Source organism: Pseudomonas sp. BB438 (assembly GCF_057180225.1).
Window position 1 is genome coordinate 3,026,882 of sequence record NZ_CM170001.1, and the last position, 26,936, is coordinate 3,053,817.

The 26,936-nt window shown below is 67.5% G+C and carries 10 protein-coding genes; 6 read left to right on the forward strand and 4 right to left on the reverse strand.

The annotated features are described in order from the left end of the window. Positions 1-215 precede the first annotated feature (215 nt). From mqo to AC1ZV1_RS14160, 5 genes are all read left to right on the forward strand, one after another. On the forward strand, positions 216-1,850 hold the full coding sequence (gene mqo, locus AC1ZV1_RS14140; RefSeq protein ID WP_484297294.1) for a malate dehydrogenase (quinone): 1,635 nt from the start codon (positions 216-218) through the stop codon (positions 1,848-1,850). Between the two features lie 825 nt (positions 1,851-2,675). After that, entirely contained in the window at positions 2,676-17,246 is a 14,571-nt protein-coding gene (locus AC1ZV1_RS14145) for an Ig-like domain-containing protein (protein WP_484297295.1), read from the forward strand. Positions 17,247-17,277: 31 nt separating this feature from the next. After that, positions 17,278-18,522 (forward strand): TolC family protein, encoded by a 1,245-nt coding sequence (locus AC1ZV1_RS14150; protein WP_484297296.1) that lies wholly within the window; start codon positions 17,278-17,280, stop codon positions 18,520-18,522. Beyond that, entirely contained in the window at positions 18,522-20,681 is a 2,160-nt protein-coding gene (locus AC1ZV1_RS14155; protein WP_484297297.1) for a type I secretion system permease/ATPase, read from the forward strand. Before AC1ZV1_RS14150 ends, AC1ZV1_RS14155 begins: the two co-directional genes overlap by 1 nt. Further along, a complete protein-coding gene (locus AC1ZV1_RS14160; RefSeq protein WP_484297298.1) occupies positions 20,671-21,861 on the forward strand; it encodes a beta-barrel domain-containing protein in 1,191 nt (396 codons plus the stop codon). Before AC1ZV1_RS14155 ends, AC1ZV1_RS14160 begins: the two co-directional genes overlap by 11 nt. A gap of 349 nt (positions 21,862-22,210) precedes the next feature. Here AC1ZV1_RS14160 and AC1ZV1_RS14165 read toward each other — a convergent pair whose 3' ends face one another. The 4 genes from AC1ZV1_RS14165 to ccoN all read right to left on the reverse strand — a co-directional run bounded on the left by AC1ZV1_RS14165 (position 22,211) and on the right by ccoN (position 26,058). Then, positions 22,211-23,071, reverse strand: a complete 861-nt coding sequence (locus AC1ZV1_RS14165) for a LysR family transcriptional regulator (RefSeq protein WP_484297299.1) — start codon at positions 23,069-23,071, stop codon at positions 22,211-22,213. A gap of 55 nt (positions 23,072-23,126) precedes the next feature. Beyond that, the gene (locus tag AC1ZV1_RS14170; RefSeq protein WP_484297300.1) at positions 23,127-24,260 is read right to left on the reverse strand and encodes an HPP family protein; all 1,134 of its coding nucleotides are present in this window, start codon (positions 24,258-24,260) and stop codon (positions 23,127-23,129) included. Between the two features lie 138 nt (positions 24,261-24,398). Beyond that, positions 24,399-24,602, reverse strand: coding sequence for a hypothetical protein (locus AC1ZV1_RS14175; RefSeq protein ID WP_484297301.1), 204 nt, complete (start codon positions 24,600-24,602; stop codon positions 24,399-24,401). A gap of 10 nt (positions 24,603-24,612) precedes the next feature. After that, on the reverse strand, positions 24,613-26,058 hold the full coding sequence (gene ccoN, locus AC1ZV1_RS14180; protein ID WP_484297302.1) for a cytochrome-c oxidase, cbb3-type subunit I: 1,446 nt from the start codon (positions 26,056-26,058) through the stop codon (positions 24,613-24,615). 369 nt (positions 26,059-26,427) lie between these two features. On the opposite strand from ccoN, the gene AC1ZV1_RS14185 reads away from it, so the two are divergent. Beyond that, positions 26,428-26,799 carry a DUF6306 domain-containing protein gene (locus AC1ZV1_RS14185; protein WP_484297303.1) on the forward strand — a complete coding sequence of 124 codons (372 nt, stop codon included), beginning with the start codon at positions 26,428-26,430 and terminating at the stop codon, positions 26,797-26,799. Positions 26,800-26,936: the final 137 nt, after the last annotated feature.

Consider the following 26,936-nt stretch of genomic DNA (forward strand, 5'->3'; position numbering starts at 1 on the left):
AAAGCCAAAGCCGAAGGCTTTGCGTGTCTCTCTGCGCAGGACGTCCCTCATTCCATCAAGCAGGCCCGAGAGCCGGCGGAGGAGGGAACTGAGTCCCGACTCATCCTCGTCATCTGTCGCCTTGCCCATCGTTCGCGCCCTGTGCGTGGGGCACGGCCTTCACGCTGAATGACGCCGGTGGGGACGGCCAAGCCCTAACGACGAGAAACCTTTCGATGATCAAGAAAGTTAGCGGGGCACTGCTGGGCCTCGCTCTGGCAGTGAATTGCGCGCCCGCGTTCGCGGAAACCAAGAAAGTCGACGTGCTGCTGATCGGCGGCGGCATCATGAGCAGCACCCTGGCTGTCTGGCTCAACGAGCTGGAGCCGGGCTGGAGCATGGAAATGGTCGAGCGCCTGGACGGTGTCGCCCAGGAAAGCTCCAACGGCTGGAACAACGCCGGTACCGGCCACTCCGCCCTGGCCGAGCTGAACTACACCCCTGAGGACAAGGACGGCCACGTCACCATCGCCAAGGCTGTCGAGATCAACGAGTCCTTCCAGATCTCTCGTCAGTTCTGGGCCTGGCAGGTGCAGAACGGCGTGCTGAAGAACCCGCGCTCGTTCATCAACTCCACCCCGCACATGAGCTTCGTCTGGGGCGACGACAACATCGCCTTTCTCAAGAAGCGCTACGAAGCGCTGCAGGCCAGCCCGCTGTTCCGCGGCATGCAGTACTCCGAAGACCCGGCACAGATCGCCAAGTGGGTGCCGCTGATGATGCAGGGCCGTGACCCTGCGCAGAAGATCGCCGCCACCTGGACGCCGATCGGCACCGACGTGAACTTCGGCGAGATCACCCGCCAGTTCGCCGGCTACCTGCAGACCAAGCCGAACTTCAGCCTGAAGCTCTCCAGCGAAGTCGATGACATCACCCGCAACGACGATGGCACGTGGCGCGTCGAGTACAAGAACCTGAAGGACGGCAGCGTCACCGAGACCGACGCCAAGTTCGTCTTCATCGGCGCCGGGGGCGGCGCGCTGCGCCTGCTGCAGAAGTCCGGTATCGAGGAAGCCAAGGACTACGCCGGCTTCCCGGTGGGCGGTTCGTTCCTGGTCACCGAGAACCCGACCATCGCCCAGCAGCACCTGGCCAAGGCCTACGGCAAGGCCTCGGTCGGCGCACCGCCGATGTCCGTCCCGCACCTGGATACCCGCGTGCTCGACGGCAAGCGCGTGATCCTGTTCGGGCCGTTCGCCACCTTTTCCACCAAGTTCCTCAAGGAAGGCTCGTACCTCGACCTGTTGGGCAGCACCAACGTTCACAACGTCTGGCCGATGACCCGCGTGGGCATCGACGAGTACCCGCTGGTGGAATACCTCGCGGGCCAATTGATGCTCTCCGACGACGACCGCCTCGCCGCACTGCGCGAGTACTTCCCGCAAGCCAAGGCAGAAGACTGGCGCCTCTGGCAGGCCGGCCAGCGTGTGCAGATCATCAAGCGTGACGCGGACAAGGGCGGTGTGCTGAAGCTCGGCACCGAGATCGTCGCTTCCGCCGACGGCAGCATTGCCGGCCTGCTGGGTGCGTCGCCGGGCGCTTCCACCGCTGCGCCGATCATGCTCAACGTGCTGGAGAAGGTGTTCAAGGACAAGCTCGCCACGCCCGAGTGGCAGGCCAAGGTCCACCAGATCGTCCCGAGCTACGGCACCAAGCTCAACGACAGCCCGGAGAAGACCTTCGAGGAGTGGAGCTATACCGCCAAGGTCCTGCAACTGGACCCGCCGCCGGCCATCGACCAGGCCCCGGCCGCGCAGCCGACCGATGCCGCCCCGGCAGCGGAAAAAGCGGCCAGCGACATGGCGCTCTAAGCGGCCACGCTGAATAAGCGAGTTCCGGAGGCCGAACTTCAAGTTCGGTCTCCGGAGTGCCGCCCCGATATAATCGCTCGCTTCAATTGGCCAGACTTTAGTTTGGCGTCTGTCTCTGGAATCCCGCTGCGGATGTCATCCGTTATCTGCGCCGTTACTCCGATTGGCAGATTATCCCGGCCTGATCCTTTTCAAGTTTTCCGATAGCACGTCAGCTGATCAGACGGCATACCGGACATTCTCCGGACGATGCGTAAAGTTCAGACCAGGCTACTTGAGTGGCGTCGATTTCTTGCTCGCGCGGCAGGGGATAGGGCTTTTTACATTCATTTTTGCATGTCTCGCCGCCGGGGCTGCCGCTTCGCTCTGTGACGGGCCTGCTGGCTGATTCCGGGGCTCCGGAAGGTCTGCCCGGCTGGACAGGATTTATGGCGCGATACGATCCGACGAACGGTCACTCTGTAGTCTGTGGATTACAGGCGTGTAAGTGATCGGCGAATATGAAACGAGCGACTGAATATTGTCAGTGGTGCCGGTCGGCGCCCAAGTCAGCTGATTGCTTTCCAGTCATTCTACGTCTGGCCCGATATGGCGGCTCTTGCGCGGTGTGTCAATTAATCGTCGTGAATCAGGGGCGGCGCTATTGGCGCTTATATCTGCCGCTGGTAAATAAAGTCTGAACTTCCACGCCGGATTGCCGGTTACTACGTTTCGATTAATCCCTTTGTCCAAGAGCTTTCCGGAGCACTTCCGGCGCACTTTGGAGAAGCTGCTATTTCTTTCAGACCATAAACAAACAACAACGTATGGTCAGAGGAAGTCAGCATGGCGATCCAGGCGAAGGTCGTGGCATCTCAGGCAGAGGTAGCGACCGCGACGCAGCAGACGGTACAGGGAAGCATCGTTCTCCAGCAGGCCAGCAACGTGGCCCTGGACGTCACCGCCGATGCGGTCGCCAGCTACCAGCAGGTAGGCGCCGACCTCGTGGTCCATCTCAAGGATGGCGAGACCATCCGCATCGCCAATTTCTTCGCCGAAAACCAGCCGCCCAGCCAGCTCTACCTGGTGGACGAGAACGGCGACCTGGTGGTGACCGACCTGGACCCCACCGTTGCCGCTGACGGCACCCTGACCGCCACATACGCAGACGAGCCGATCGATGCGGGCTTCGAGTCCCTCACCAGCGCCGAGGCCGGTGCCACGGCAGGCGCTGCGGGCGCCGCGGGTGGGATTGCCGGGCTGGGGACGGCGGGAACCATTCTCGCGGGCGCTGCGGTAATCGCCGGTGGCGCCGCGATCGCCAGCAACAGCGGTGGCGGCGGTAGCGGGGGCGGTGGTGGCGGTGGCAGCGACCCCGCGCCGTCGCCGGCGACCGGCGTCACGGTCAGCCCCGACGGCAGCGTGATCGCCGGTCGCGCTGCGCCGGGTACCACGGTCGAAGTGGACGTCAACGGCGATGGCAAGCCGGACTACACCGCGCCGGTGGATGGCAATGGCAACTTCCAGATCCCGGTCAACCCGCCGCTGAACAACGGCGAAGGCGTCACCGTCGTGGTGCGCGGCCCCAATGGCAGCAGCAGTTCCGGTACCACCGTCACCGCGCCGGACACCACCGCGCCCGGCGCGCCCGGCGATGTGAGCATTTCCGATAACGGCCACACCATCAGCGGCACTGCCGAGCCGGGCTCCACTGTGAAGGTGGATACCAATGGCGACGGCATTCCTGATGCCACTGGTGTGGCCGGCTCCGACGGGCATTTCCAGATCAACCTGCCGAACCCGGTGAATGCCGGGCAGAGCGTCTCGGTCACTGCCACCGACCCAGCCGGCAACACTGGCCCGGCCACTGTGGTCACCGCAACCGACACCACGCCGCCGGATGCCGCCCACGATTTGGCGATCAGCGCCAATGGCGAGACCCTCAGTGGCGTGGCCGAAGCCGGCAGCACGCTGTCCATCGACCTGAACAACGACGGCGTGCCGGACCTGACCGTTCAGGTCGGTGCGGACGGGCGCTTCAACATCACCCTGAATTCGCCGCTGCCGGCCGGGCAGATCGTCTCTATCATCGTCCATGACGCCGCCGGCAATACCAGCCAGATAGCCTATGTCAACGCGCCCAACCCGAACCTGCCGGCGCCGGTGATCGATCCGAGCAACGGCCACATCCTGCAGGGCACCGGCACCCTCGGTACCACGATTTACCTGAGCAATGCCCAGGGCACGCTGATCGGTGTCGCCGTGGTAGGGGGCGACGGTCACTGGAGCTTCACCCCGATCACGCCGCTGCCCGATGGCACCGTGGTCAACGCCGTTGCCCGCGGCCCGCAGGGCGTCAGCGGTTCGGCCAGTACCACCATCGATGGCGTGGCTCCGCCCGCGCCGACGGTGGACCTGAGTAACGGCCACACGCTGGCCGGCACCGCTGAGGCCAATGCCAAGGTGATCATCACCGATGGCAACGGCAATCCCATCGGCCAGACCACCGCCGATGGCAGCGGCCACTGGAGCTTCACGCCGTCCGCGCCGTTGCCCGATGGCACGGTGGTGAAAGTGGTGGCGCAGGATGCCACCGGCAACACTAGCGGCCCGGCGCAGACCACCGTCGATGCGGTGGCGCCCGGCGCACCAACGGTCAACCCGAGCAATGGCGAAGTGTTCAGCGGTAGCGCCGAGCCCAACTCCACCGTCAAGCTGCTGGACAGCCAGGGCCACGTGATCGGCGAAGCGACCGCCAATGGCAGCGGCCAGTGGAGTTTCACCCCGGCCACGCCGCTGCCCAACGGCACCGTGGTGTCGGTGGTGGCGGTGGATGCCGCCGGCAACGTCAGCCAGCCCACGCCCGTTACCATCGACTCCAGCATCATCTCGCCGCCGGTGATCGACCCGAGCAATGGCACGGAGATCCACGGCACCGCCGGGGCCAACCTGACCATCGTCCTGCTGGGCGCCAATGGCGCACAGATCGGCACCACCACCTCCGACGGCACCGGCCACTGGAGCTTTACCCCGGCGACTCCGCTGCCCAACGGCACAGTCGTGAAGGCCATCGCCGAGAACGGGGCGGGCGGTCAGAGCCAGCCCACGCAGATCACCGTGGACTCCGTCGCGCCGCCGGCACCGACCGTGGATGCCAGCAACGGCCACATGCTGGCCGGCACCGCCGAGGCCAACGCCAAGGTGATCATCACCGACGGCAACGGCAATCCCATCGCCCAGGTCACTGCTGACGGCAGCGGCCACTGGAGCTACACGCCGGCCGCGCCGCTGCCCGATGGCACGGTGGTGAAAGTTGTGGCCCAGGACGCCGCCGGCAATACCAGCCAGCCGGCGCAGACCACCGTGGATGCCCAGGTGCCCGCCGCGCCGACCATCGATGCGAGCAACGGCGCGGTGCTCAACGGCACCGCCGAGCCGGGCAGCACCGTGACCTTGACCAACGGGGCAGGGCAGCCCATCGGCCAGGTCACCGCCGACCCGAGCACCGGCCACTGGACCTACACCCCGAGCAGCCCGTTGCCCAATGGCACCGTGGTCAACGCCACCGCCACCGACGCGGCGGGCAATACCAGCGGCCCGGCCAGCACCACCGTGGATTCGTCGGTGGTCGCGCCACCGGTGATCGACCCGAGCAACGGTTCGGTGATCCACGGCACTGCCGGCGCCAACCTGACCATTATCCTGCAGGACGCCAACGGCAACCTCATCGGCCAGACCACTTCCGACGGCAGCGGCCACTGGAGCTTCACGCCCGGCAGCGTACTGCCCAACGGCACGGTGGTGAACGTCATCGCCGAGAATGGTGCCGGCACCCAGAGCAGTGCCGCACAGGTGACCGTCGACTCGGTGGCGCCGCCGGCGCCTACTGTAGCGCTGAGCAACGGCCACGAGCTGAGCGGTACGGCGGAAGCCTACGCCAAGGTCATCATTACCAACGGCGCCGGTGCGCCGATCGGCCAGACCACCGCCGACGGCAGCGGTCACTGGAGCTTCACTCCGGCCAGCGCACTGCCGGATGGCACCGTGGTCAAGGTGGTCGCCCAGGACGCGGCCGGCAACACCAGCGGCCCGGCGCAGACCACCGTGGACGCCCAGGCGCCTGCTGCGCCGACCATCAACCCGAGCAACGGCGATATCTTCAGCGGCACCGCCGAAGCCGGTTCCACCGTCACCCTGAGCAACGCTGCCGGCCAGGTGATCGGCCAGGTAACTGCCGACCCGAGCACCGGACGCTGGTCCTTCACCCCGACCACGCCGGTGCCCGATGGCACCGTGGTCAAGGCCACGGCCACCGATGCGGCGGGCAACACCAGCGCGCCGGCCTCCACCACGGTGGATGGCGATGCCGTCTCGCCACCGGTGATCGACCCCACCAACGGTTCGGTGATCCATGGCACGGCCGGCGCCAACCTGACCATCATCCTGCAGGGCGCCAACGGCAACCCCATCGGTCAGACCACCTCCGATGGCACCGGGCACTGGAGCTTCACCCCCGGTTCTCCGCTGCCCAATGGCACCGTGGTCAAGGCCATCGCCGAAAACTCGGTCGGCACCCAGAGCCAGGCCGCCCAGGCCACGGTGGATGCCGTCGCGCCGCCGACTCCGACTGTGGACGCCAGCAACGGTCACACGCTGGCCGGTACTGCCGAGGCCAACGCCAAGGTGATCATCACCGATGGCAACGGCAACGCGATTGGCCAGACCACCGCCGATGGCAGCGGTCACTGGAGCTTCACGCCGGCGAGCCCGTTGCCCAACGGCACCGTGGTCAAGGTGGTTGCCGAGGATGCCGCCGGCAACGACAGCCAGCCGGCGCAGACCACGGTGGACGCACAACCGCCCGCTGCTCCGACCGTCAACCCGAGCAACGGCTCCACCTTCAGCGGCACCGCCGAGGCCGGCGCCACCGTCACCCTGACCAATGCCTCCGGCCAGGTGATCGGCCAGGTCACGGCGGACGCCAGCACCGGCCAGTGGTCTTTCACACCGACTTCGCCGCTGCCCAACGGCAGCGTGGTGAATGTCACCGCGACCGATGCGGTGGGCAATACCGGCCCTTCCACCAGCACCACGGTGGACGCCAGTGCCGTTCCGCCGCCGGTGATCGACCCGAGCAACGGCACGGTGATCCATGGCACCGCCGGGGCCAACCTGACCATCCGCGTGCTCGATGCTAGCGGCAATCTGATCGGCACTACCCACTCCGATGGCACCGGTCACTGGAGCTTCACTCTCGGCGCGCCGCTGGCCAACGGCACGGTGGTCAAGGCCACTGCGGTGAACGGCACTGGCACCGAAAGCCAGGCGGCCCAGGTCACCGTTGATGCCATCGCGCCCGCGGCTCCGACCGTGGCAGCCAGCAATGGCCAGGTACTCAGCGGCACCGCGGAAGCCAACGCCAAGGTCATCATCACCAACGGTGCGGGCGTCGCCATCGGCCAGACCACGGCGGACGGCACTGGCCACTGGAGCTTCACGCCCAGCGCCGCGTTGGCCGATGGAACTGTGGTCAAAGTGGTTGCCCAGGACGCTGCCGGCAATACCAGCGGCGCCACGCAGACCACCGTGGATGCGCAGGCTCCGGGAACGCCAAGCATCAACCCGAGCAATGGCGAACTGTTCAGCGGCAGCGCCGAGGCTGGTTCCACCGTGCTGCTGCTCAACGCCGCTGGCCAGGTGATCGGCCAGACCACCGCCAATGGCAGTGGTCAGTGGCAGTTCAGCTTCAGCTCGCCGTTGCCCAATGGCACGCTGGTGAAAGTCACTGCCACCGATGCGGTGGGCAACGTCAGCCAGCCAGCGCAGGTCACGGTGGATTCGGGCATCGTCGCGCAGCCGGTGCTGGACCCGAGCAATGGCTCGGTTATCAGCGGCACTGCCGGGGCCGGTGTGACGGTCACTCTTACCGACGGCAACGGCAATCCCATCGGACAGGTTACCGCCGATGGCTCCGGCCACTGGAGCTTCACGCCGGGCGTGCCGCTGGCCAATGGCACGGTGATCAACGCGGTGGCGACCAGCGGCGCCGCGCAGAGTACGGCGGTGACCACCACCGTGGACTCCGTGGCGCCGCCGGCGCCGGTGGTCAATGTCAGCAACGGCAGTGCCATCAGCGGCACTGCCGAAGCCAATGCCAAGGTGATTCTCACCGATGGCAACGGCAATCCCATCGGCCAGGTCAGCGCCGATGGCTCCGGCCACTGGACCTTCACTCCGACCAGCGCGCTGCCCAATGGCACCTTGGTCAACGCCGTGGCGCAGGACGCCGCCGGCAACACCAGCGGGCCTGCCAGCGTCACGGTGGATTCCGCCGCGCCGGCCGCCCCGGTGGTCAATGCCAGCAATGGCGTGACCCTCACCGGCAGCGCCGAGGCCGGCGCCACGGTCATCCTCAAGGACGGCTCCGGCAACCTGATCGGCCAGGTAACGGCCGATGCCGTGACCGGGCAATGGAGCTTCACCCCGGCTTCGCCGCTGGCCAATGGCACCCAGGTCTCGGCGGTGGCGGTGGACGCCACCGGCAACCAGAGCGGCGCGGCCAGCACCACGGTGGACAACCGGGCGCCCGCCGCGCCGACCATCGACGCCAGCAACGGCACCGAGTTGCAGGGTACCGCCGAAGCGAGCGCCAAGGTGACCCTCACCGACGGCGCCGGCAACCCCATCGGCCAGGTCACCGCCGACGGCACCGGGCACTGGAGCTTCACCCCCGACAGCCCGCTGGCCAACGGCACCCAGGTGCGCGCCACCGCCAGCGACGCCGCCGGCAACACCAGTCAGCCGGCGCAGACCGTGGTGGACTCGCAGCCACCGGGCATGGCCGATCCCAATCCGAGCAATGGTGACCAGGTTTCCGGCACTGCCGAGCCGGGCAGCACGGTGATGATCTATGACGCCAGCGGCAACCTGCTTGGCGATGCCGCCGTAGGCAACAACGGCACCTGGGCCTTCACCTTTGCCCAGCGTCTGCCCAATGGTTTCGTCCTGCACTTCGTGGTGCGCGACGCCGCCGGCAACACCGGGGCGGAAAGCACTACCACGGTGGACAACAGCCTTACCGCGCCGCCTGACCCGACGCCGAGCAACGGCGAAACCATCAGAGGCACCGCCGCGCCGAACCACGAGATCATTGTCAGCGACAGCAATGGCAACGTGATCGGCCAGACCACCTCCGATGGCAACGGCAACTGGACTGTCACGCCCACTTCGCCGCTGCCCGATGGCACCCAGTACCAGGTGGTAGCCGTCGATCCCGCCAACGGCCAGCAGAGCGTGCCGGTCAGCGGCACCGTGGACGCTGTGCCGCCGGCCACGCCGACTGTCAACGGCAGCACCGGCGCCAGCCTGGGCGGCAGCGCCGAGGCCGGTTCGACGGTGACCCTCACCGATGGCAACGGCGATCCCATCGGCCAGACCACTGCCAACGGCAGCGGCCAGTGGACCTACACGCCCGCCACGCCGCTGCCTGACGGCACCGTGGTCAAAGTCACCGCCACCGACGCGGCCGGCAACAGCAGCCAGCCAGCCAGCACCACGGTGGACTCGGTGCCGCCGCCGACGCCGGTGATCGACCCCAGCAACGGCCAGCTGTTCAGCGGCACCGCCGAGGTGGGCGCCACCGTGATCCTGCGCGATGCGGGCGGCAACGTGATCGGTCAGGTGACCGCCGACGGCACCGGTCACTGGAGCTTCGCACCGCAGCCGGCGCTGCCCAACGGCACGCAGATTTTGGCGCAGGCGGTGGATTCCGCCGGCAATTCCAGCAGTACGGCCGCCGTCACCGTGGACGCCCAGCCGCCGGCCGCACCGGTGGTCACTCCCAGCTCCGGCAGCGAACTGGGCGGTACCGCCGAACCCAACGCCCAGGTGGTGGTGATCTCCGCCAACGGCCAGGTGATCGCCGAGGTGCCGGTGGGTGCCAATGGCACCTGGAGCTACACACCGAGCAGCCCGCTGCCCGATGGCACGACCCTGAGCGTGGTCGCCGTGGACTCGGCGGGCAACCGCAGTGGTACCACTACGGTGACCGTGGACAGCACGCCGCCGGCCGACCCGGTGGTGAACCCGAGCAATGGCACCAGCATCAGCGGCACCGCCGAGCCGGGCAGCACCGTCACCGTGACCGACGGCAACAACAACCCGGTCGGCCAGACCACCGCCGATGGCAGCGGCAACTGGAGCATCACCCCGAGCACGCCGCTGCCCAACGGCACCAGCGTGACCGTGGTTGCGACCGACGCCGCCGGTAACCCCAGCAACGGCACCAGCGCCACCGTCGACAGCACGCCACCCACGGCCCCGGTGGCCGCGCCGAGCAACGGCACTGCCCTGAGCGGCACCGGCGAGGAGGGCAGCACCCTGGTCTTTACCGACGCTGCCGGCAATTCCCTCGGCCAGGTGGTGGTCGGGGCGGGCGGCAACTGGACCTTCACCCCGCACCAGTCGCTGGCCGATGGCACCTTGGTGACCATCGTCGCCCGCGATGCCGCCGGCAACCAGGCGGCGCCGGTGCAGGTCACGGTGGACGCCGTGGCGCCCAGCACACCTACTCTGGATCCGAGCAATGGCACGGTTCTGAGTGGCAGCGGCGAGATCGGCAGCACCGTCATCGTCAGTGTCGCCGGCAGCGAAGTGGCGCGCGTGGTGGTGGACCCGAGCGGTCACTGGAGTTACACGCCGGGTAGCCAGTTGGCCAACGGCACCGCCATCTCGGTGCAGGCCACCGATGCAGCCGGCAATACCACGCCAGTAGTCAGCGGCAGCGTCGACAGCGTGGCGCCGCCCACCCCGCAGATTGACCCGAGCGCTGGCACCACCTTCAGCGGTACCGGCGAAGCCGGCACCACGGTGATCCTCAGCGGGCCCGGCGGCGAGATCGGCCGCGCGGTGGTCAACGCCGACGGCCACTGGACCTTCACCACTGGTACGGCGGTCGCCAACGGCGCGTCCGTCAGCGCCATCGCCCAGGATGCCGCTGGTAACACCAGCGGCAGCGCCAGTGTGGTGGTCGACTCGACGTCGCCGAACACCCCGACCATCAACCCGAGCAATGGCATCGAGCTGCACGGCACCGCCGAGATCGGCAGCACCATCACCCTGGTGTACGCCAACAACGTGCTGATCGGCCAGGCCACCACCGACGGCAGCGGCAACTGGACCTTCACCCCGAACCAGCCGCTGGCCGATGGCACCCGCATCGACGTGGTCGCCCAGGACGCGGCCGGCAACGCCAGCCCGGTGGCCTCCATCGTCATCGACGCCGTACCGCCGGCTGCGCCGGTGGTTGCACCGAGCAATGGCAGCGTAATCAGCGGGACCGCGGAGGCGGGGAGCGTGGTGGTCGTTACCGAAGGCGGCATCGAGCTCGGCCGCACCACGGCGGATGGCGATGGCAAGTGGAGCATCGTGCCCAACCCGCAGCCGGGTAACGGCGATGGGATCAGCGTGGTTGCCACCGATGCCTCGGGCAACAACAGCCAGCCAACCAACGTCACCATCGATGCCGATCCGCCGGCCGCGCCGACCCTCAGCATCACCAATGGTGATGTGCTCAGCGGTATGGCAGAGGCGGGCAGCACGCTGATTCTCACCGATGGCAATGGCAATTCGATCGGTCAGGTCACGGTGGATGCCGGTGGCCACTGGAGCTTCACTCCCGCTACGCCGCTGGCCAACGGCACAGTAGTCAATGCCGTGGCGAAGGACGCAGCGGGCAATATCAGCCTGCCGACCAGCACCACAGTTGACGTGACACTACCCGCCGCCCCGACCATCGACCCGAGCAATGGCACGGAGATCAGTGGCACGGCGCAGGCCAATGCCCTGGTGCGCATCCTCGACGGCAATGGCTCCACACTGACCGAAGTCAGCGCCGACGGTAGCGGCCACTGGAGCTGGACACCGCCCACGCAACTGGCCAACGGCGCGCAGATTTCCGCCGTGACGGTGGACGGCCCGCGCGTCAGTGGCGAGACCAGCATCACCATCGATGCCGTGGCGCCGAATGCGCCAGTGATAGACGCCAGCAACGGCACGGTTCTGGCCGGGACGGCGGAGGCGGGGAGTACCGTCATCCTCACCGATGGCGCCGGCAATCCGATCGGCCAGACAGTCACCGACAGTACCGGTCACTGGACCGTTACCCCGACGTCGCCCCTGGCGAACGGCACCGTCGTCAATGCCGTGGCCCAGGATGCCGCCGGCAATGCCAGCCAGATCGGCAGCGTCACCGTGGATTCGGTGCCGCCGCCGGCACCGGTGGTCAATGCCAGCAACGGCACTGTGGTCACCGGCACCGCCGAGCTGGGCGCCACTGTCATCCTCACCGACGGCAACGGCAACCCCATCGGCGAGGTCGTCGCCGACTCCGGCACCGGCCAGTGGAGCTTCACCCCGAACCCGCCGCTGGTGGGCGGCAGCACGGTGAATGCGGTGGCCCAGGACGCCGCCGGCAACACCAGCACCACTGCCAACACCGTGGTGGATACCACCGCGCCGACCACGCCGACCATTCTGCCCAGCAACGGTGCGCTGCTCAGCGGCACCGGCGAGATCGGTTCGAGCATCGTACTCACCGATGGCAACGGCAATCCCATCGGCCAGGTCACCGTCGATGGCAATGGCAAGTGGAGTTACACGCCCACATCACCGCTGGCCAATGGCACTCAGGTCAACGCGGTGTCGGTGGATGCCGCCGGCAACCAGAGCTCGTCGGTCAACACCGTGGTGGACAGCGTCGCGCCGCCCAATCCGACCATCAACCTGAGCAATGGCACGCAGCTCTCCGGTACCGCCGAGGCGGGCGCGCTGGTGCTGCTCACCGATTCCAACGGCAATGCCATCGGCCAGGTGCGCGCGGGCAGCAATGGCGCGTGGAGTCTCGCAGTCAGCCCGGCGCTGGCCAATGGCGCGGTGGTCAACGCTGTCGCCAAGGACGCCGCCGGTAACACCAGCGGCAGCGTCAGCACCACCATCGACTCGGTGGCGCCGCAGCCGCCGACCATCGCTGCCAGCAATGGCACCGAGCTGCACGGCACGGCGGAGAACAACGCCACCGTGCTGCTCACCGACAGCAACGGCAATGTGATCGGCCAGACCACGGCCAGCGCTGGTGGTGCCTGGAGCTTCACGCCGACCAGCCCGCTGGCCAATGGCACCGTGGTCAACGCCGTGGCGCGGGATGCCACCGGCAACACCAGCGGTGCGGTCAACACCACCATCGACAGCGTCGCGCCCAACGCGCCGACCATCAACCCGAGCAACGGCACCGCCCTGGCGGGCACAGCCGAGGCCAACGCCACCGTCATCCTCACCGATGAAAACGGCAATGCCATCGGCCAGGTCACGGCGGACGGCAGCGGCCGCTGGAGCTACACGCCGGGCAGCCCGCTGGCCAATGGCACCGTGGTGAATGCGGTCGCGCGGGACGCCGCCGGCAACACCAGCGGCGCGGCCAGCACCACCGTGGATTCGGTGGCGCCACCGCAACCGACCATCAACCCCACCAACGGCGCGCACCTGCTGGGCACCGCCGAAGCCGGTTCCACCGTCATCCTCACCGATGGCAGCGGCAACACCATTGGCCAGGTCACCGCCGACGGCACCGGCCACTGGACCTTCAACCCGACCACCGCGCTGGCCAATGGCACCACGGTCAATGTCGTCTCGCGGGATGCCGCCGGCAATACCAGCCTCTCGGCCTCCACCGTGGTGGACAGCGTGGCGCCGCCCCAACCCACCATCCAGCCGAGCAACGGCACCGCGCTGGCGGGGACCGGCGAGATCAACGCAACGATCATCCTGCGCGACGGCAACGGCAACCTGATCGGCACCACCCAGGTCGACGGCACCGGCCACTGGCAGTTCGCGCCCAACCCGGCGCTGGCCAACGGCACCACGGTGAACGCCGTGGCCCAGGACGCCGCCGGCAACACCAGCGGCCCGGCGACCACCGTGGTCGACAGCCTGGCGCCCAACCCGCCCACCGTCGATCCGTGCAACGGCCACACCATCAGCGGTACAGCAGAGGCCAACACCTCGGTAGCCCTCAAGGTCGGTGGCCTGACCATCGCTACCGTCAACGTCGACGCCACCGGCCACTGGAGCTACACACCCGGCACGCCGCTCACCGACAGCACCCAGGTCAGCGTCACCGCAACCGATGCTGCCGGCAACGTCAGCGGTGTGGTCAACGTCGTCGTCGACGCCGTCGCTCCGCTGGTGCCGACGCTGATGGCCAGCGACGGCGCAGTCTTCGCCGGTACGGCGGAAGCCAACTCCACGGTCATCCTGAGTGTGGGCGGCAGCGTCCTCGCCGAAGTGAAGGTGGATGCCAACGGCAACTGGCAATACGTGCCGACCGTGGCGGTCGCCGATGGCCTGCAGGTTTCGGTGGTTGCCCGGGATGCCGCCGGTAACGTCGGACCTTCGGCCAGCGTGGTGGTCGACAGCGACCTGCCGGCCATCCCGGTGATCACGCCGAGCAATGGCACGGTCATCAGCGGTACGGCCGAGGCCAATGCCACCATCATCCTCACCAACAGCCTCGGCGCGCCCATCGGCCAGGTCACTGCCGGCATCGACGGCACATGGTCCTTCACCCCTGGCACACAACTGGCCAATGGCACCGTGGTCAACGTCGTTGCCCGCGATGCGAGCGGCAATGTCAGCGCCGCCGCCGTAGTGGTGGTCGACTCCGTTGCGCCCACGGCGCCGGTGGTGACACCGAGCAACGGCAGCGCCCTGGCCGGTACCGCCGAAGCCGGCGCCAGCGTGGTACTCAGCGTGGCCGGCGTGCCCATCGCCACGGTCACCGCCGATGCCTCCGGGCACTGGAGCTACACCCCCGGCACCGCGCTGCTCAATGGTGTGGTGGTCAGCGTGGTGGCCAAGGATGTGGCGGGTAATACCAGCGTCGCCGCGAGCGTTACCGTGGACCGTATCCCACCGAATACGCCGGTGGTCGCCGCCAGCAACGGCGTGACCTTCAGCGGCACCGCCGAGGCCAACTCGACGGTGATCATCAGTGGCGCCAACGGCGCGTTGCTCGGACAGGTCACTGCCGGCGCCAATGGCGCCTGGACCTTCACCCCGACGACCCCCATCGCCAACGGCGTGGTGGTCAGCGTGGTGGCCAAGGACGCTGCCGGTAACGTCAGCGTGGTCGCCGCCACCACCACGGTAGACGCCATCGCGCCGCCGCTGCCGGTGATCAACCCGAGCAACGGCACGGTGCTGGCCGGTACTGCGGAAGCAGGGGCGACGGTGATTCTCAGCGTTGGCGGCTCGGTGATCGGCCAGGTCACGGCCAACGCCCTCGGGCAATGGAGCTTCACCCCTGGCACGGCGCTGGCCAACAACACCCAGGTCAGCGTGGTCGCCAAGGATGCCGTGGGCAACACCAGCGTCGCCGCCAGCGTCACGGTGGACGCCGTGGCGCCGCCCGCGCCGGTGGTTTCACCGAGCAATGGCACGCTGCTCAGTGGCACGGCGGAGATCGGCTCGACGGTGATCCTCAAGGTGGGTGGCGCGATCATCGCCCAGGTCACTGCCGATGCCACCGGTCACTGGAGCTACACGCCGGGCACGGCGCTGGCCAACAACACCCAGGTCAGCGTCACCGCCAAGGACGCCGCCGGCAACGTCAGCGTGGCGACCACCGTGGGCATCGACAGCGTGGCGCCGGTTGCGCCCAGCGGCCTGAGCGTCACGGCCAACGGCACGCTGCTCACCGGTATTGCCGAAGCCAACAGCACGGTGAAGGTGATCATCAATGGCGACACCGCCAACCCGATCACGGTGCAGGCCAACGGCAGCGGCAACTTCACGGTCAACCTCAGCCCGGCGCTGACCGCCGGCCAGTTGCTGACGGTCAACGCGGTGGACGCCGCCGGCAACGTCGGCGCGGCGGTCCAACTCCAGGCGCCGGACCTTACCCGCCCGGTACTGACCATCGCCGAAGCCGCCGATGGCTACATCAACAAGGCCGAGCTGTCCGACGGCATCCAGGTGCGCGTCGGTCTGACCGCCGGGGCGCGTGCCGGGCAGACGCTGACCCTGACCTACAACGGTCCCGGCGGGTACACCTACAGCCAGGCCCATGTGCTCACTGCGGCGGAAATCCTCGCCGGGGTGGCGCTGGTCACCGTGTTGCCAGCGGCCGGTGTCGGGGTGATCCCGCAAGGGGCGGCGACCCTCACCGCCGACGTCAACGGCGGGCTGACGGCAACCCCGGCGAACTTCACCGTCGACACCGTTGCGCCGACCGCGCCGGTGCTGAACCTGGTCGGCAACCTGCTGGGGATCACCGGCGAAGCCAACAGTACGCTGACGGTGGACGTGAACGTCTCGGGCCTGAGCTCCCACACCGAGCTGTCGGCTGGCAGCGCTGGCGTCGGTTCCCTGGACCTGCTTGCGGGTCTCACTGGCATGGCGCTGACCTGGGACCAGTTGCTCGATGCGAATATCTCGGTGGCGTCACGCGATGCCGCCGGCAACGTCAGCTCCGCGGCGGCAGCGATCAACCTGGAAAACGTGCTCACGCAGAATACCGTGACCATCGGCGGGCTCGCCCTGGCCGTGGGGCTGCTGCCGCCGGTACTGGGCGTCAGCGGCACGGCGATCGCCGGCGGCAGCCTGGCGGTGCAGGTGATCACGCCGGCGGTGAACGTGACGCTGCACCCGATAGTCGATGCCACCGGCCACTTCACCATCAACCTGCTGGCCCCGGACCTGCTGGCCCAACTCGGGCTGTCGGTCACCGGGCTGCTCAACCTCGGCAGCCAGCTGAGCCTGCAACTGGTGGCCTACGACGCGGCCGGGCACCAGAGCTCGACCTACGGCCTGGCGCTCACCGGCTCCGGCCTGAGCCTGGCCATCGGCGAGATCAGCGTGACCGGCACGGCAGGGGCGGACGTGATGGTGGGCACCAGCAGCGCCGAGCACTTCTACGGCAACGCCGGGGCCGACCTGTTCCTCCACGTGGGCACCAACGACATCGTGCAGGCCGGCGACGGCAACGACACCATCCAGCTGCAGACTACCAACTTCAAGAGCATCGACGGTGGTGCCGGGTTCGACACGATCATGCTCGATCACGGCATCAGCCTGAACTACGGCGCGGTCGGTACCGGTACCTGGACCAACATCGAGCGGGTCGACATGGGCAAGGGCGATACCGGCGGCAGCCTGACGCTGACCGCTGCCCAGGTCGACGCGGTGACCGATGCCAACAATGTCCTGCAGGTCACGGGTGACGCCAACGACACCCTGACCGTGAAGGGAGCGGTGGACACCGGGGTCAACCAGGTCCACAGCGGCATCAGCTATGACGTCTATACCTTCGGCAACACCACGCTGCTGGTGGAGGAGAACACCGTCCACGTCGTCGTGTCCTGAGGCATCGTTTCCGGGAGAAGGAAAGCACTGCATGACGCTACGCAACGCCTGGTTGTATGGCCTGCTGCTGGCAAGCACCGCAGGCCAGGGGCAAACCCTGGAGGAGGCCGTGCGCGCAGGCCTCGCCATCCACCCCGAAGTTCGTGCCGCGGTAGCGGAAGCGGAGCGCGGCAAGACCGATGTGGAGATCAGCAAGGGCGGTTATTACCCGCAGGTGAGCGTATCCGGCGGACCCAACGAGTTCGACTTCGGCGAGGTCGTCTACGACGTCACCGCCTCCCAGATGCTCTTCGACTGGGGAAAGATGAAGAGCAAGGTGGACAGCGCCAGGGCGACCCATCGCCAGCTCGATGAAAACACGCTGGTGAGCCGCGAGGATGCTGCCCTGGACATCGTCGAGACCTACCTCGACGTGCTCGCCGCCCAGGCTCGGATCGAGACGGTGCGCGAGCACATCCAGCGCCTGGGTGATATCCGCGAGATGACCCGGGCGCGCGGCGGTGATGGCTACTCTGACCGCAGCGAACTGGACCGCGCCAACCTGGAACTGTCCCGCGCCCAGGAACAGCTGGCCCTGGAGAAGGGCAGCCTGCAGGACGCGCGCAACCAATACGAGGTGCTGGTCGGCAAGCCGCCGGCCGACCTCGCCGAACCGGAGCCGCTGTCCATGCAACGCTACCTGGCCGGCAACGACATGAACCACCTGATTCTCGATAGCCCGCTGTACCGCAAGGCTGCCGAGGACGCTGAAGTGGCCGAGGCCAAGCTACGCGAAAGCAAGGCCTCGCTGCTGCCGCAGGTGAACCTGGAGGCGTCGTCGCTACGCCGGGAAATCGGCGGGCGTCTGGAGAACGACTCGGTGGTGTCGCTGCGTCTGCGCATGGATACCTTCGAGGGCCTGTCCAATTTCCGCCGGCCCACCGCCGCGCAGCAGCACCTGGAGTCCACGCGCTGGACCCGCGACGCCATGCTGCGCGACATCAAGCGCAAGCTGCAGACCCTGTTCGATACCGACGACACCCTGCGCTGGCGACAGGATTCGCTGGTCCAGCAGGTCCGCGAGTCCGGTGATGTCAGCGGCGTCTACCGCGACCAGTTCGAAGTTGGTCGGCGCGACGTGATCGACCTGCTCAACGTCCAGCGCGAGCGTTTCGAGGCCGAGCGCCAACTGGCCAACCTGCGTTTCGAGCGCAAGCGCGTGGAATACCGCGCCGCCGCGCAGGTCGGCCTGCTCGGGCCGCTGCTGGAACATCACCTCTCCGCGGGAGCTTCCTGATGAACGCCGACAACGTGGTATTGCTGGCGGAACACGAAGCCGAGGCCGATCCGCTGCGCCAGGGGCTTTCCCTGCTATGCCGACAGCTCGGGCGGCCGCTGGGCTTCGCGGAGCTGGGCGAAGGCATGCCGCTGCACCAGGGCCGCCTGCCGTTGCGCTTCGTGCCCCGCGCCTTGCGCCGCGCTGATATCGTGGCGCGGGTGGAGCGCCTGGCGCTGGCGAAGATGGATAGCTACCTGCTGCCGGCACTGCTGCTGCTAGAAGACGGCGGCACGCTGGTGCTGTGCGAGCACGATGGCGACGTCGCCAGCGTGCTGGTACCGCACAGTGACGGAGGCGCCGAGCGCATTGCGCTGGACGAGCTGCACCGCCGCTACAGCGGCGTGGCGATCTTCGCCAAGTGCCGCTATCGGCCGGATGGTCGCGTCGGCGACTTCGCCAGGCGCGTGCCGCAGCACTGGTTCTTCGGCCCGTTGCGGCAGCTCTGGCGCTCCTACTTCGAAGTGGCCATGGCGGCGATGATGGCGAACCTGCTGGCAATCGCCTCGGCGCTGTTCGCCATGCAGGTCTATGACCGCGTGGTGCCCAACGCCGCGATGGACACGCTGTGGATCCTCGCCAGCGGCGTGGGCCTGGCCATCGTGCTGGAAGGGGTGATCCGCGGGCTGCGCGGGCATCTGCTGACCACCATGGGCAAGCGCATCGACCTGCAGCTCTCCACCTTGCTGTTCGAACGCGTGCTCAACACCCGGCTGGCAGCCAAGCCTGGTTCGGTCGGCGCCTTCAGCACCCAGGTGCGCGAGTTCGAAGGCGTGCGCGAATTCTTCACTGCCTCCAGCGCGGCGATGATCAGCGACCTGCCGTTCGTGCTGCTGTTCCTGCTGATCATTGCGCTGATCGGCGGGCACCTGGTCTGGGTGCCTGCGGTGGCAGCGCTGCTGATGTTGCTCCCGGGGCTGTTCTGCCAGCGCCAGCTGGCGCGGCTGTCGCGGGAAAACCTGCGCGAAGGCGCGGTGAAGAACGGCATCCTGCTGGAGTCCATCGAGAACCTCGAATCGGTCAAGGCCACGCGCGCCGAGGGACGCTGCCTGCACCTGTGGGAAACGCTCACGGCGCAGCTGGCGGGCAACGCCATGCGCACCCATACGCTGACCACTGCGCTGTCCTACGGCGCGAGCATTGTCCAGCAGCTCTGTTACGTCGGCGTGGTGGTGTTCGGCGTGTACCGCATCAGCGAAGGGGAGTTGAGCGTCGGTGCGCTGGTGGCCTGCTCGATCCTCGCGTCGCGCGCGGTGGCGCCGCTGTCCCAGGCTGCCGGCATCCTCGGCCGCTGGCAGCACACCAGGGTCGCCATGGAAGGGCTCGACCAATTGATGCAGGCGCCCATGGAGCGCCCGCAGGACAAGCGCTTCGTGCGCAAGGAGCGGCTGTTCGGCCATTACCGCCTGGAAGGCCTGAAGCTGGCGCACGGCGAGAACCCGCCGGCCGTGGACATCGCCGCGCTGGAAATCCGCCCCGGCGAGCGTATCGCGCTGCTGGGCGGCAACGGCGCGGGCAAGTCCACCTTGCTGCGCCTGCTCGCCGGCCTGTATGACGCGCAGTCCGGCCGCCTGTTGCTGGACGATGTGTCGATCGCGCAGATCGACCCATCCGACCGCCGTCGCTTCGTTGGCTACCTGCCGCAGGACGTGGCGCTGTTCTACGGCACCCTGCGCGACAACCTCAACCTGGAAGGCGCGGCGATCAGCGACGAGGAGATGTTCGAGGCGCTGGATGGCGTCGGCCTGGGCGATTTCGTCCGCTCGCACCCGCTGGGGCTGGACCTGCCGCTGCTGGGCAACGGCAGCCTGTCCGGCGGCCAGCGCCAGGCCGTCGGGCTGGCCCGCGTGCTGCTGCAGGACCCGCCGGTGGTGCTGCTCGACGAGCCCACCGCGACCTTTGACCAGAGCACCGAGCTGCACGTCATTGGCTATCTGCAGCGCTGGCTGGAAGGCCGCACGCTGGTGATGACCACGCACAAGAAGACCATGCTCGCCGTGGCCACCCGCGCCGTGGTGCTCAGCCAGGGCAAGGTGGTGATGGACGGCACCCTGGACCAGATCGTCAAGGACCGCACCGTACAGATTCCCGGACAGGAAGGAGCCGTCCATGGCCAGTGAATCCCGTGCCGCCGAACGCCTGCGCCGCGAGCTGCAGGACCCGCTGCTGGCCGCCAGCCATCCGGTCTCCCGGCCGTTGCTGTGGGCGCTGCTGCTTAGCCTGATCGCCGCCATCGCCTGGGCGGCCTGGGCGCAGCTGGACGAGGTGACTCGCGGTGATGGCCGCGTGGTGCCGTTCAGCCGCATGCAGAAGATCCAGAGCCTGGAGGGCGGCATCCTCGATCGCCTGCTGGTCCAGGAAGGCGAGCTGGTGCAGGTTGGCCAGCCGCTGGTACGCCTGGATCGCACGCACTTCGAAACCTCCTGGCAGGAGGCGGCGAACCAGGCCGAGGTGCTGGGCGCGGCCATCGCGCGGCTGGACGCGGAAGTGATGGGCCAGGACCACATCGTCTTCCCCGACGGCATGCCCGCTGACGGACCAGTGGCGCGCTCCGAGCGCGAGCTGTTCAAGTCGCGACGCGACAAGCTCAACGAAAACACCCGCTCGCTGCAGCAGCAGATTCGCCTGGCGCAGAGCCAGCTGGCGCTGGTCAAACCGCTGGTGGAGCGCCGCGCGGTGAGTCAGATGGAGGCGCTCAAGCTGAGCCAGGACATCGCCACCCTGAGCGGCAAGCTCACCGAGTTGAAGAACAGCTACTTTCAGGATGCCTACACCGAGCGTCAGGAGAAGAAGGCCCAGCTGGCGCAGATCGAACCCATCGTCCAGCAGCGCAAGGACCAGCTGCGGCGCACGGAAATCCTCTCGCCGGTACGCGGACGGGTGAACACCGTGCTGATCAGCACCCGCGGCGGCGTTGTGCAGCCGGGCGAGCCGATCATGGCGGTGATCCCGGTGGAGGAGCGTCTGCTGGTGGAGGCCAAGGTGAAGCCGCGCGACGTGGCCTTCCTGGTGCCGGGCATGGCGGCGAAGGTGAAGATCACCGCCTACGACTACAGCATCTACGGTGATTTGAAGGGCACCCTGGAACAGATCAGCGCCGACACGATCGAAGAAGATACGGTGCACGGCAAGGAGTACTACTACCAGGTGCTGATCAAGACCGACGGCAGCCAGCTGATGCGCAACGGCGAGGTGCTGCCGATCATCCCCGGCATGGTCGCCGAGGTAGACATTCTGAGCGGCAAGCGCAGCGTGTTGAACTACCTGCTGCGGCCGTTGCTCAAGGCGCGGTTGATGTAACGGCCGCAGCGGAAAGCAGGAGGCGACACCCATCGACCCGGCATGCAGGAGCGGGCCATGCCCGCGATCGCGCCCGTGGGGCACTCCTGCAGGGGGCATCCGGTGCGGCCTTATGCGTCCTACAGGTCAATGTTGAGGGTGGTTGCAGGAGCGGACGTTGTCCGCGAAGCGTCCGGCGAACACGGGAACACCCGGCATACGCCTCCTTCCCCCGACAGGGAAGGGCCGGGAACCTGGGGAGGACAAGGGCGTGGCATCTGTAGGGGCGAGCCTGCCTGGCATGGTTGTCCGGGCGGGGCTTGCGGGCGGGTTCGCTCCTACGGCGGCCGGCGTGATCAGGTCATTGGAGTCAGATCATCGGGTCCCAGCGCTGTGACCAGTCCGGGTCCTGCGCGACTACTTCGCGCAGCAAGGCAAACGCCTGCTGCAGCGCCTGCGAATCGCGGTCACGCGAATACACCAGATACGTCGGGTAGCTGAACTCCGGAGCCTTCGGTACGCGGCGCAGCACCTTGCGGTCCAGGTAACTCTGCACGACGCGTGTGCGGAAGTAGCCCGAACCGCCGTTTTCCAGGATGTACTGCAAGGCCAGCGGGCCGAGGTTGAACGATACCGGCGCCTTGGACAGCTCCGGCAGCGCGCTGTCGTGCTGCTGGCGGAAGCCTTCGCCCCAGTCGATGTAGACGTAGGGCTCGGGGTTCTGCGCACGCACCAGGATCAGCTTCTCTTCCAGCAACTGTTCCACCTGCATGCCCGGCCAGTAGGTCGGCTGGTACACGAGCGCGGCGTCCAGTACGCCCAGCTCGAGCTGGCGCAGCAGGCTCTGGCCGTCGGCGATCTCGGCGCGCACCGCGTGGTCGCCGATCACCTGGCGGATTCGGCTGACCCAGCGCAGCATCAGCGGGTTGCACAGGCTCACTTCACCGCCGATGTGCAGCACGTTGTGGATGCCCTCGGGCAACGGCAGGTCGCGTTGGGCGGCTTCCCAGGTCTGCAGGATCTGGTTGGCGTAGGTGACGAAGGCTTCGCCGTCCGGGGTCAGCCGGGCGCCGGCGCGGTTGCGCACGAAGAGCGTGCAGTTGAGGTGCGCCTCCAGCTTCTGTACCCGCGCGGTGATGGCGGTCTGGGTGACGTGCATGCGTTCGGCGGCGGCGACGAAGCTGCCGTGGCGGACGATTTCCAGGAAGGTACGGGTGAGGTCGATGTCCATTCGGAGGTTTCTGCGCGAATCAGGCGGCCAGTTTAGCGCTCAGGTCTGCCGGAGGTCAGCCCAGGTGTGCGAGCAGGTCGCGTTCCAGGGCAGCGATCAGGTCGGTCTGGGTAATCACGCCCACCAGCTCTCCATGCTCCAGTACCGGCAGACAGTGCAGGCCGTGGTCGGAGAGCAGCGGGATGAGCTCCACCGCATGGGCATCGGCATCCACGTGCAGCACCGGGCGGGTCATCACCTCGCCCAGCAGGCGGTCGCGGCGCAGGCCGATGCTTCCCAGCAGCCTTTTCCACCAGGCGCCCCTGGGCACCAGCAGGTCGATCAGGCTGACGATGCCCACCAGCCGGCGCTCCTCGTCGAGGATCGGCAAGGCTTTCAGGTGGTGCTTCACCAGCAGGCGCAGGGCGTGGTCGAGCGGGGTTTCCGGCGCGGCGCAGACCAGGTCGCGGGACATCACTTCGCGCGCGCGGGTATCGCCCATGCTGCGGCGCAGGGCGTGGCGTTCGGTGCTGCGGACGAGGCGTTCGAGGTCGTCACGGGTGATGTCGACGAAGGCGCCCAGTTCGTCCAGCGCCTGGTCGAGGTCGGCGGCCTGGATGCCGACCCGCGAGCCGGGCGGCAGGTCCTGGGTCTGGTGGTTGTCCGGTGTGAGGCTACGGCGGCGTGGGTAGGGCATGCGCGTCAGGTTGTTGAACAGCAGGGCCAGGAGCACCAGGCAGAGGCCGCCGCTGATGGCTGGCAGCGGCGCCATCCCGCTCGGCTCGCCGGGCAGCGGCGAGGCGAACACCATGCAGAAGGCCAGCGCGCCGCCCGGCGGATGCAGGCAGCGCAGCGGGTACATCAGCAACAGGCTCAGGCCCAGGGCGAGGGCGGCGCTGACGAGGCCGGCGGGCAGCCAGAAACCGATCAGCAGCGCCACCAGTGATGCGCACAGGTAGCTGCCGATCACCGACCAGGGCTGGGCGAGGGCGCCGGAAGAGACGGCGAACAGCAGCACCGCCGAGGCGGCCCAGGGGCCGGCGAAGTGCAGGGCCACCGAGGAGCCGAACAGCAGGCCGCAGGTGGCGGCACTGAGCAGGAAGCCCAGGCTGGCGCCTAGCGAGGCGCGCAGCCATTCACGCGGGCGGGTGTGGGGAATGTCGGGCAGGTACGCGGCGGCGCGGTGCCGCCAGCCGGTGAGGGCGGGCATCGGTTGGTCCGTGGAGCGAAGTCTGAAAAAACGGGCTCTCGCGGGGAAGAGCCCTGCAAGGTGCCAACATCGGCACTCGGGGAGGCCCCGTCCATGGGGCTGGGAAACCAGAAGGCTGGAAAACAGGAGCGCTGGAAATCAGGCGCGCATTCGGTACGGTGGTGGCGGCTCCGGCAGGGGCTGGACGATCCGCTCGCACTGCCGGCCAGTGGCCGCGCTCATGCGCCGCGCGGCATCCGGGTCGTCGGCGAAGGGCAGCAGCGCCGCCTGTTCGCCGTCGCTGCGGCAGGTCCGCCAGCAGGCGGCGATACAGGCGATCAGGCCGATCAGGCTCAGCAGCATCGGCGCGTCCTCAGGCCGTGGCCGCGTCGAGGTTCGACACCGGCTTGCCGGCGCGTACCGTGGCCCAGGTATTCCAGGCCATCAGCAGCATGCCGCTGGCGAAGGTGGAACCGCCGATCAGCCGGACGACATAGCCCGGATGGCTGGCCGCCAGCGCCTCGACGAAGGAGTAGGTCAGCGTGCCGTCCTCGTTCACCGCGCGCCACATCAGGCCCTGGGTGATGCCGTTGACCCACATCGAGGCGATGTACAGCACGGTACCGATGGTGGCGAGCCAGAAGTGCGCGTTGATCAGCCCGACACTGTGCATCTGCTCGCGGCCGTAGAGCTTGGGAATCATGTGATAGAGCGCGCCAATGGAGATCATCGCCACCCAGCCCAGGGCGCCGGCATGCACGTGGCCGATGGTCCAGTCGGTGTAGTGCGACAGCGAGTTCACCGTCTTGATCGCCATCATCGGTCCTTCGAAGGTCGACATGCCGTAGAAGGCCAGCGACACCACGAGGAAGCGCAGGATCGGGTCGGTGCGCAACTTATGCCAGGCGCCGGAGAGGGTCATCATGCCGTTGATCATGCCGCCCCAACTGGGCGCCAGGAGGATCAGCGACATCACCATGCCCAGGCTCTGCGCCCAGTCGGGCAGGGCGGTGTAGTGCAGGTGGTGCGGGCCGGCCCAGATATACAGGGTGATGATCGCCCAGAAGTGCACGATGGACAGGCGATAGGAGTAGATCGGCCGCTCGGCCTGCTTGGGCACGTAGTAGTACATCATCCCGAGGAAGCCCACCGAGAGGATGAAACCCACCACGCTGTGGCCATACCACCACTGGATCATCGCGTCGGTGGCGCCCGAGTAGAGCGGGTAGGACTTGAGCAGCGTCACCGGGATCGCCAGGTGATTGACCACGTGGACCATCCCGGTGACCACGATGAAGGCACCGTAGAACCAGTTGCCGACGTAGATGTGGCGCACCTTGCGGCGGGCGATGGTGCCGAAGAACAGGTAGGCGTACACCAGCCAGAGGAAGGTCACCCAGACGGCGATGGGCCACTCCATCTCGGCGTATTCCTTGGACGTGGTGATGCCCAGCGGGTAGCTCACCAGCATCGCCACCAGGCTCGCCTGCCAGCCCCAGAACAACAGGTTGGCCAGGCTGTCGGAGATGATCCGCACGCGGCAGGTGCGTTGCACCACGTAGAAGGAGGTGGCGAACAGCGCGCTACCGCCGAAGGCGAAGATCACCAGGTTGGTGTGGATCGGCCGGATGCGCCCGAAGCTGGTCCAGGGCATCTCCAGGCTCAACTGCGGCCATACCAACTGGGCGGCGATGAACACGCCCATGAGCATCCCGAGGATGCCCCAGCCCAAGGTGGTGAGAGTGAAGCGGCGGACGATGTCGTAGTTGTATTCGGCGTCGCGGGGGGTGTGCTGATCGAGGGGTATCGCGCTGTCCATCTTGATTCCGTCGTACTCCGGTTGACTGACGGCTCCCTGGCCACGAGCGATGTGGATTGCGAACTAGGCAGTTAGGAGGCAATTCGCCGCAGGGAGCCCGATCAGTCTGAACAGACGCGATGGATGCAACAAACGAATAATAATGCTGCATAAGTGCAGTTATTTTGATTTAAAGGCGAAGTGCTGGCATGCGATCGCTCTGCAATGCCTTGTCCGGGATCAAGGCCGACGAGCGGCGCAGCGAAAATGAAGAGGTACGGCGCAAGCTGGATGCATTCGGAAAAGTGCAGCATCGGTGCAATTCAATTCATTTAAAGCGGCTTCGCGAGACGGTCTAGGATGGGCCTTCGCCATTACCGGGGGACTTACATGTCCGACGACCTCATCCCATGGCTGCAGACCCTGATGCGTGCCGAGCGTGCTGGCGCGCGGGTCATGCTCGACAGCCTGCGGCAGACCGACGAACCCATCGTGCGCCGCCGCCTGGAGCGCCTGCACGAAGGCGAGGCCGAGAGCTGCCGGCGCCTGCGCCGCTGCCTGGAACGCCTGGGTGCCGCGCCGGATAGTGGCGTGGGCGACTTCCACGCCAGCGCCATGGCCATCGAGGACCTGGAGCTTCGCTTCGACTTCATCGGCCGCGGCCAGCGCTGGGTCGCCCGGCAGATCACCCAGCGCCTGCCGGAGATCGACGAGCCCTGGCTGCGCGAGGAGCTGGAGGCGGTGTTGCGGTTGCATCAGTGAAGCTCTGCAGATCGCGGCGGAATCGGCAGCTACCGGGAAGCTCCGGCGCCCCGCTGTAGGAGCGCGCCATGCGCGCGATCACGGCGTGGCTCGCTCCTGCAGGAATGCCCATGTCTGAACCGGTAGGTGCGAGCGTG

Coding starts and splice junctions, on each gene's coding strand:
- mqo (WP_484297294.1), top strand. CDS start 216: ATGATCAAGAAAGTTAGCGGGGCACTGCTGGGCCTCGCTCTGGCAGTG.
- AC1ZV1_RS14145 (WP_484297295.1), top strand. CDS start 2,676: ATGGCGATCCAGGCGAAGGTCGTGGCATCTCAGGCAGAGGTAGCGACC.
- AC1ZV1_RS14150 (WP_484297296.1), top strand. CDS start 17,278: ATGACGCTACGCAACGCCTGGTTGTATGGCCTGCTGCTGGCAAGCACC.
- AC1ZV1_RS14155 (WP_484297297.1), top strand. CDS start 18,522: ATGAACGCCGACAACGTGGTATTGCTGGCGGAACACGAAGCCGAGGCC.
- AC1ZV1_RS14160 (WP_484297298.1), top strand. CDS start 20,671: ATGGCCAGTGAATCCCGTGCCGCCGAACGCCTGCGCCGCGAGCTGCAG.
- AC1ZV1_RS14165 (WP_484297299.1), bottom strand. CDS start 23,071: ATGGACATCGACCTCACCCGTACCTTCCTGGAAATCGTCCGCCACGGC.
- AC1ZV1_RS14170 (WP_484297300.1), bottom strand. CDS start 24,260: ATGCCCGCCCTCACCGGCTGGCGGCACCGCGCCGCCGCGTACCTGCCC.
- AC1ZV1_RS14175 (WP_484297301.1), bottom strand. CDS start 24,602: ATGCTGCTGAGCCTGATCGGCCTGATCGCCTGTATCGCCGCCTGCTGG.
- ccoN (WP_484297302.1), bottom strand. CDS start 26,058: ATGGACAGCGCGATACCCCTCGATCAGCACACCCCCCGCGACGCCGAA.
- AC1ZV1_RS14185 (WP_484297303.1), top strand. CDS start 26,428: ATGTCCGACGACCTCATCCCATGGCTGCAGACCCTGATGCGTGCCGAG.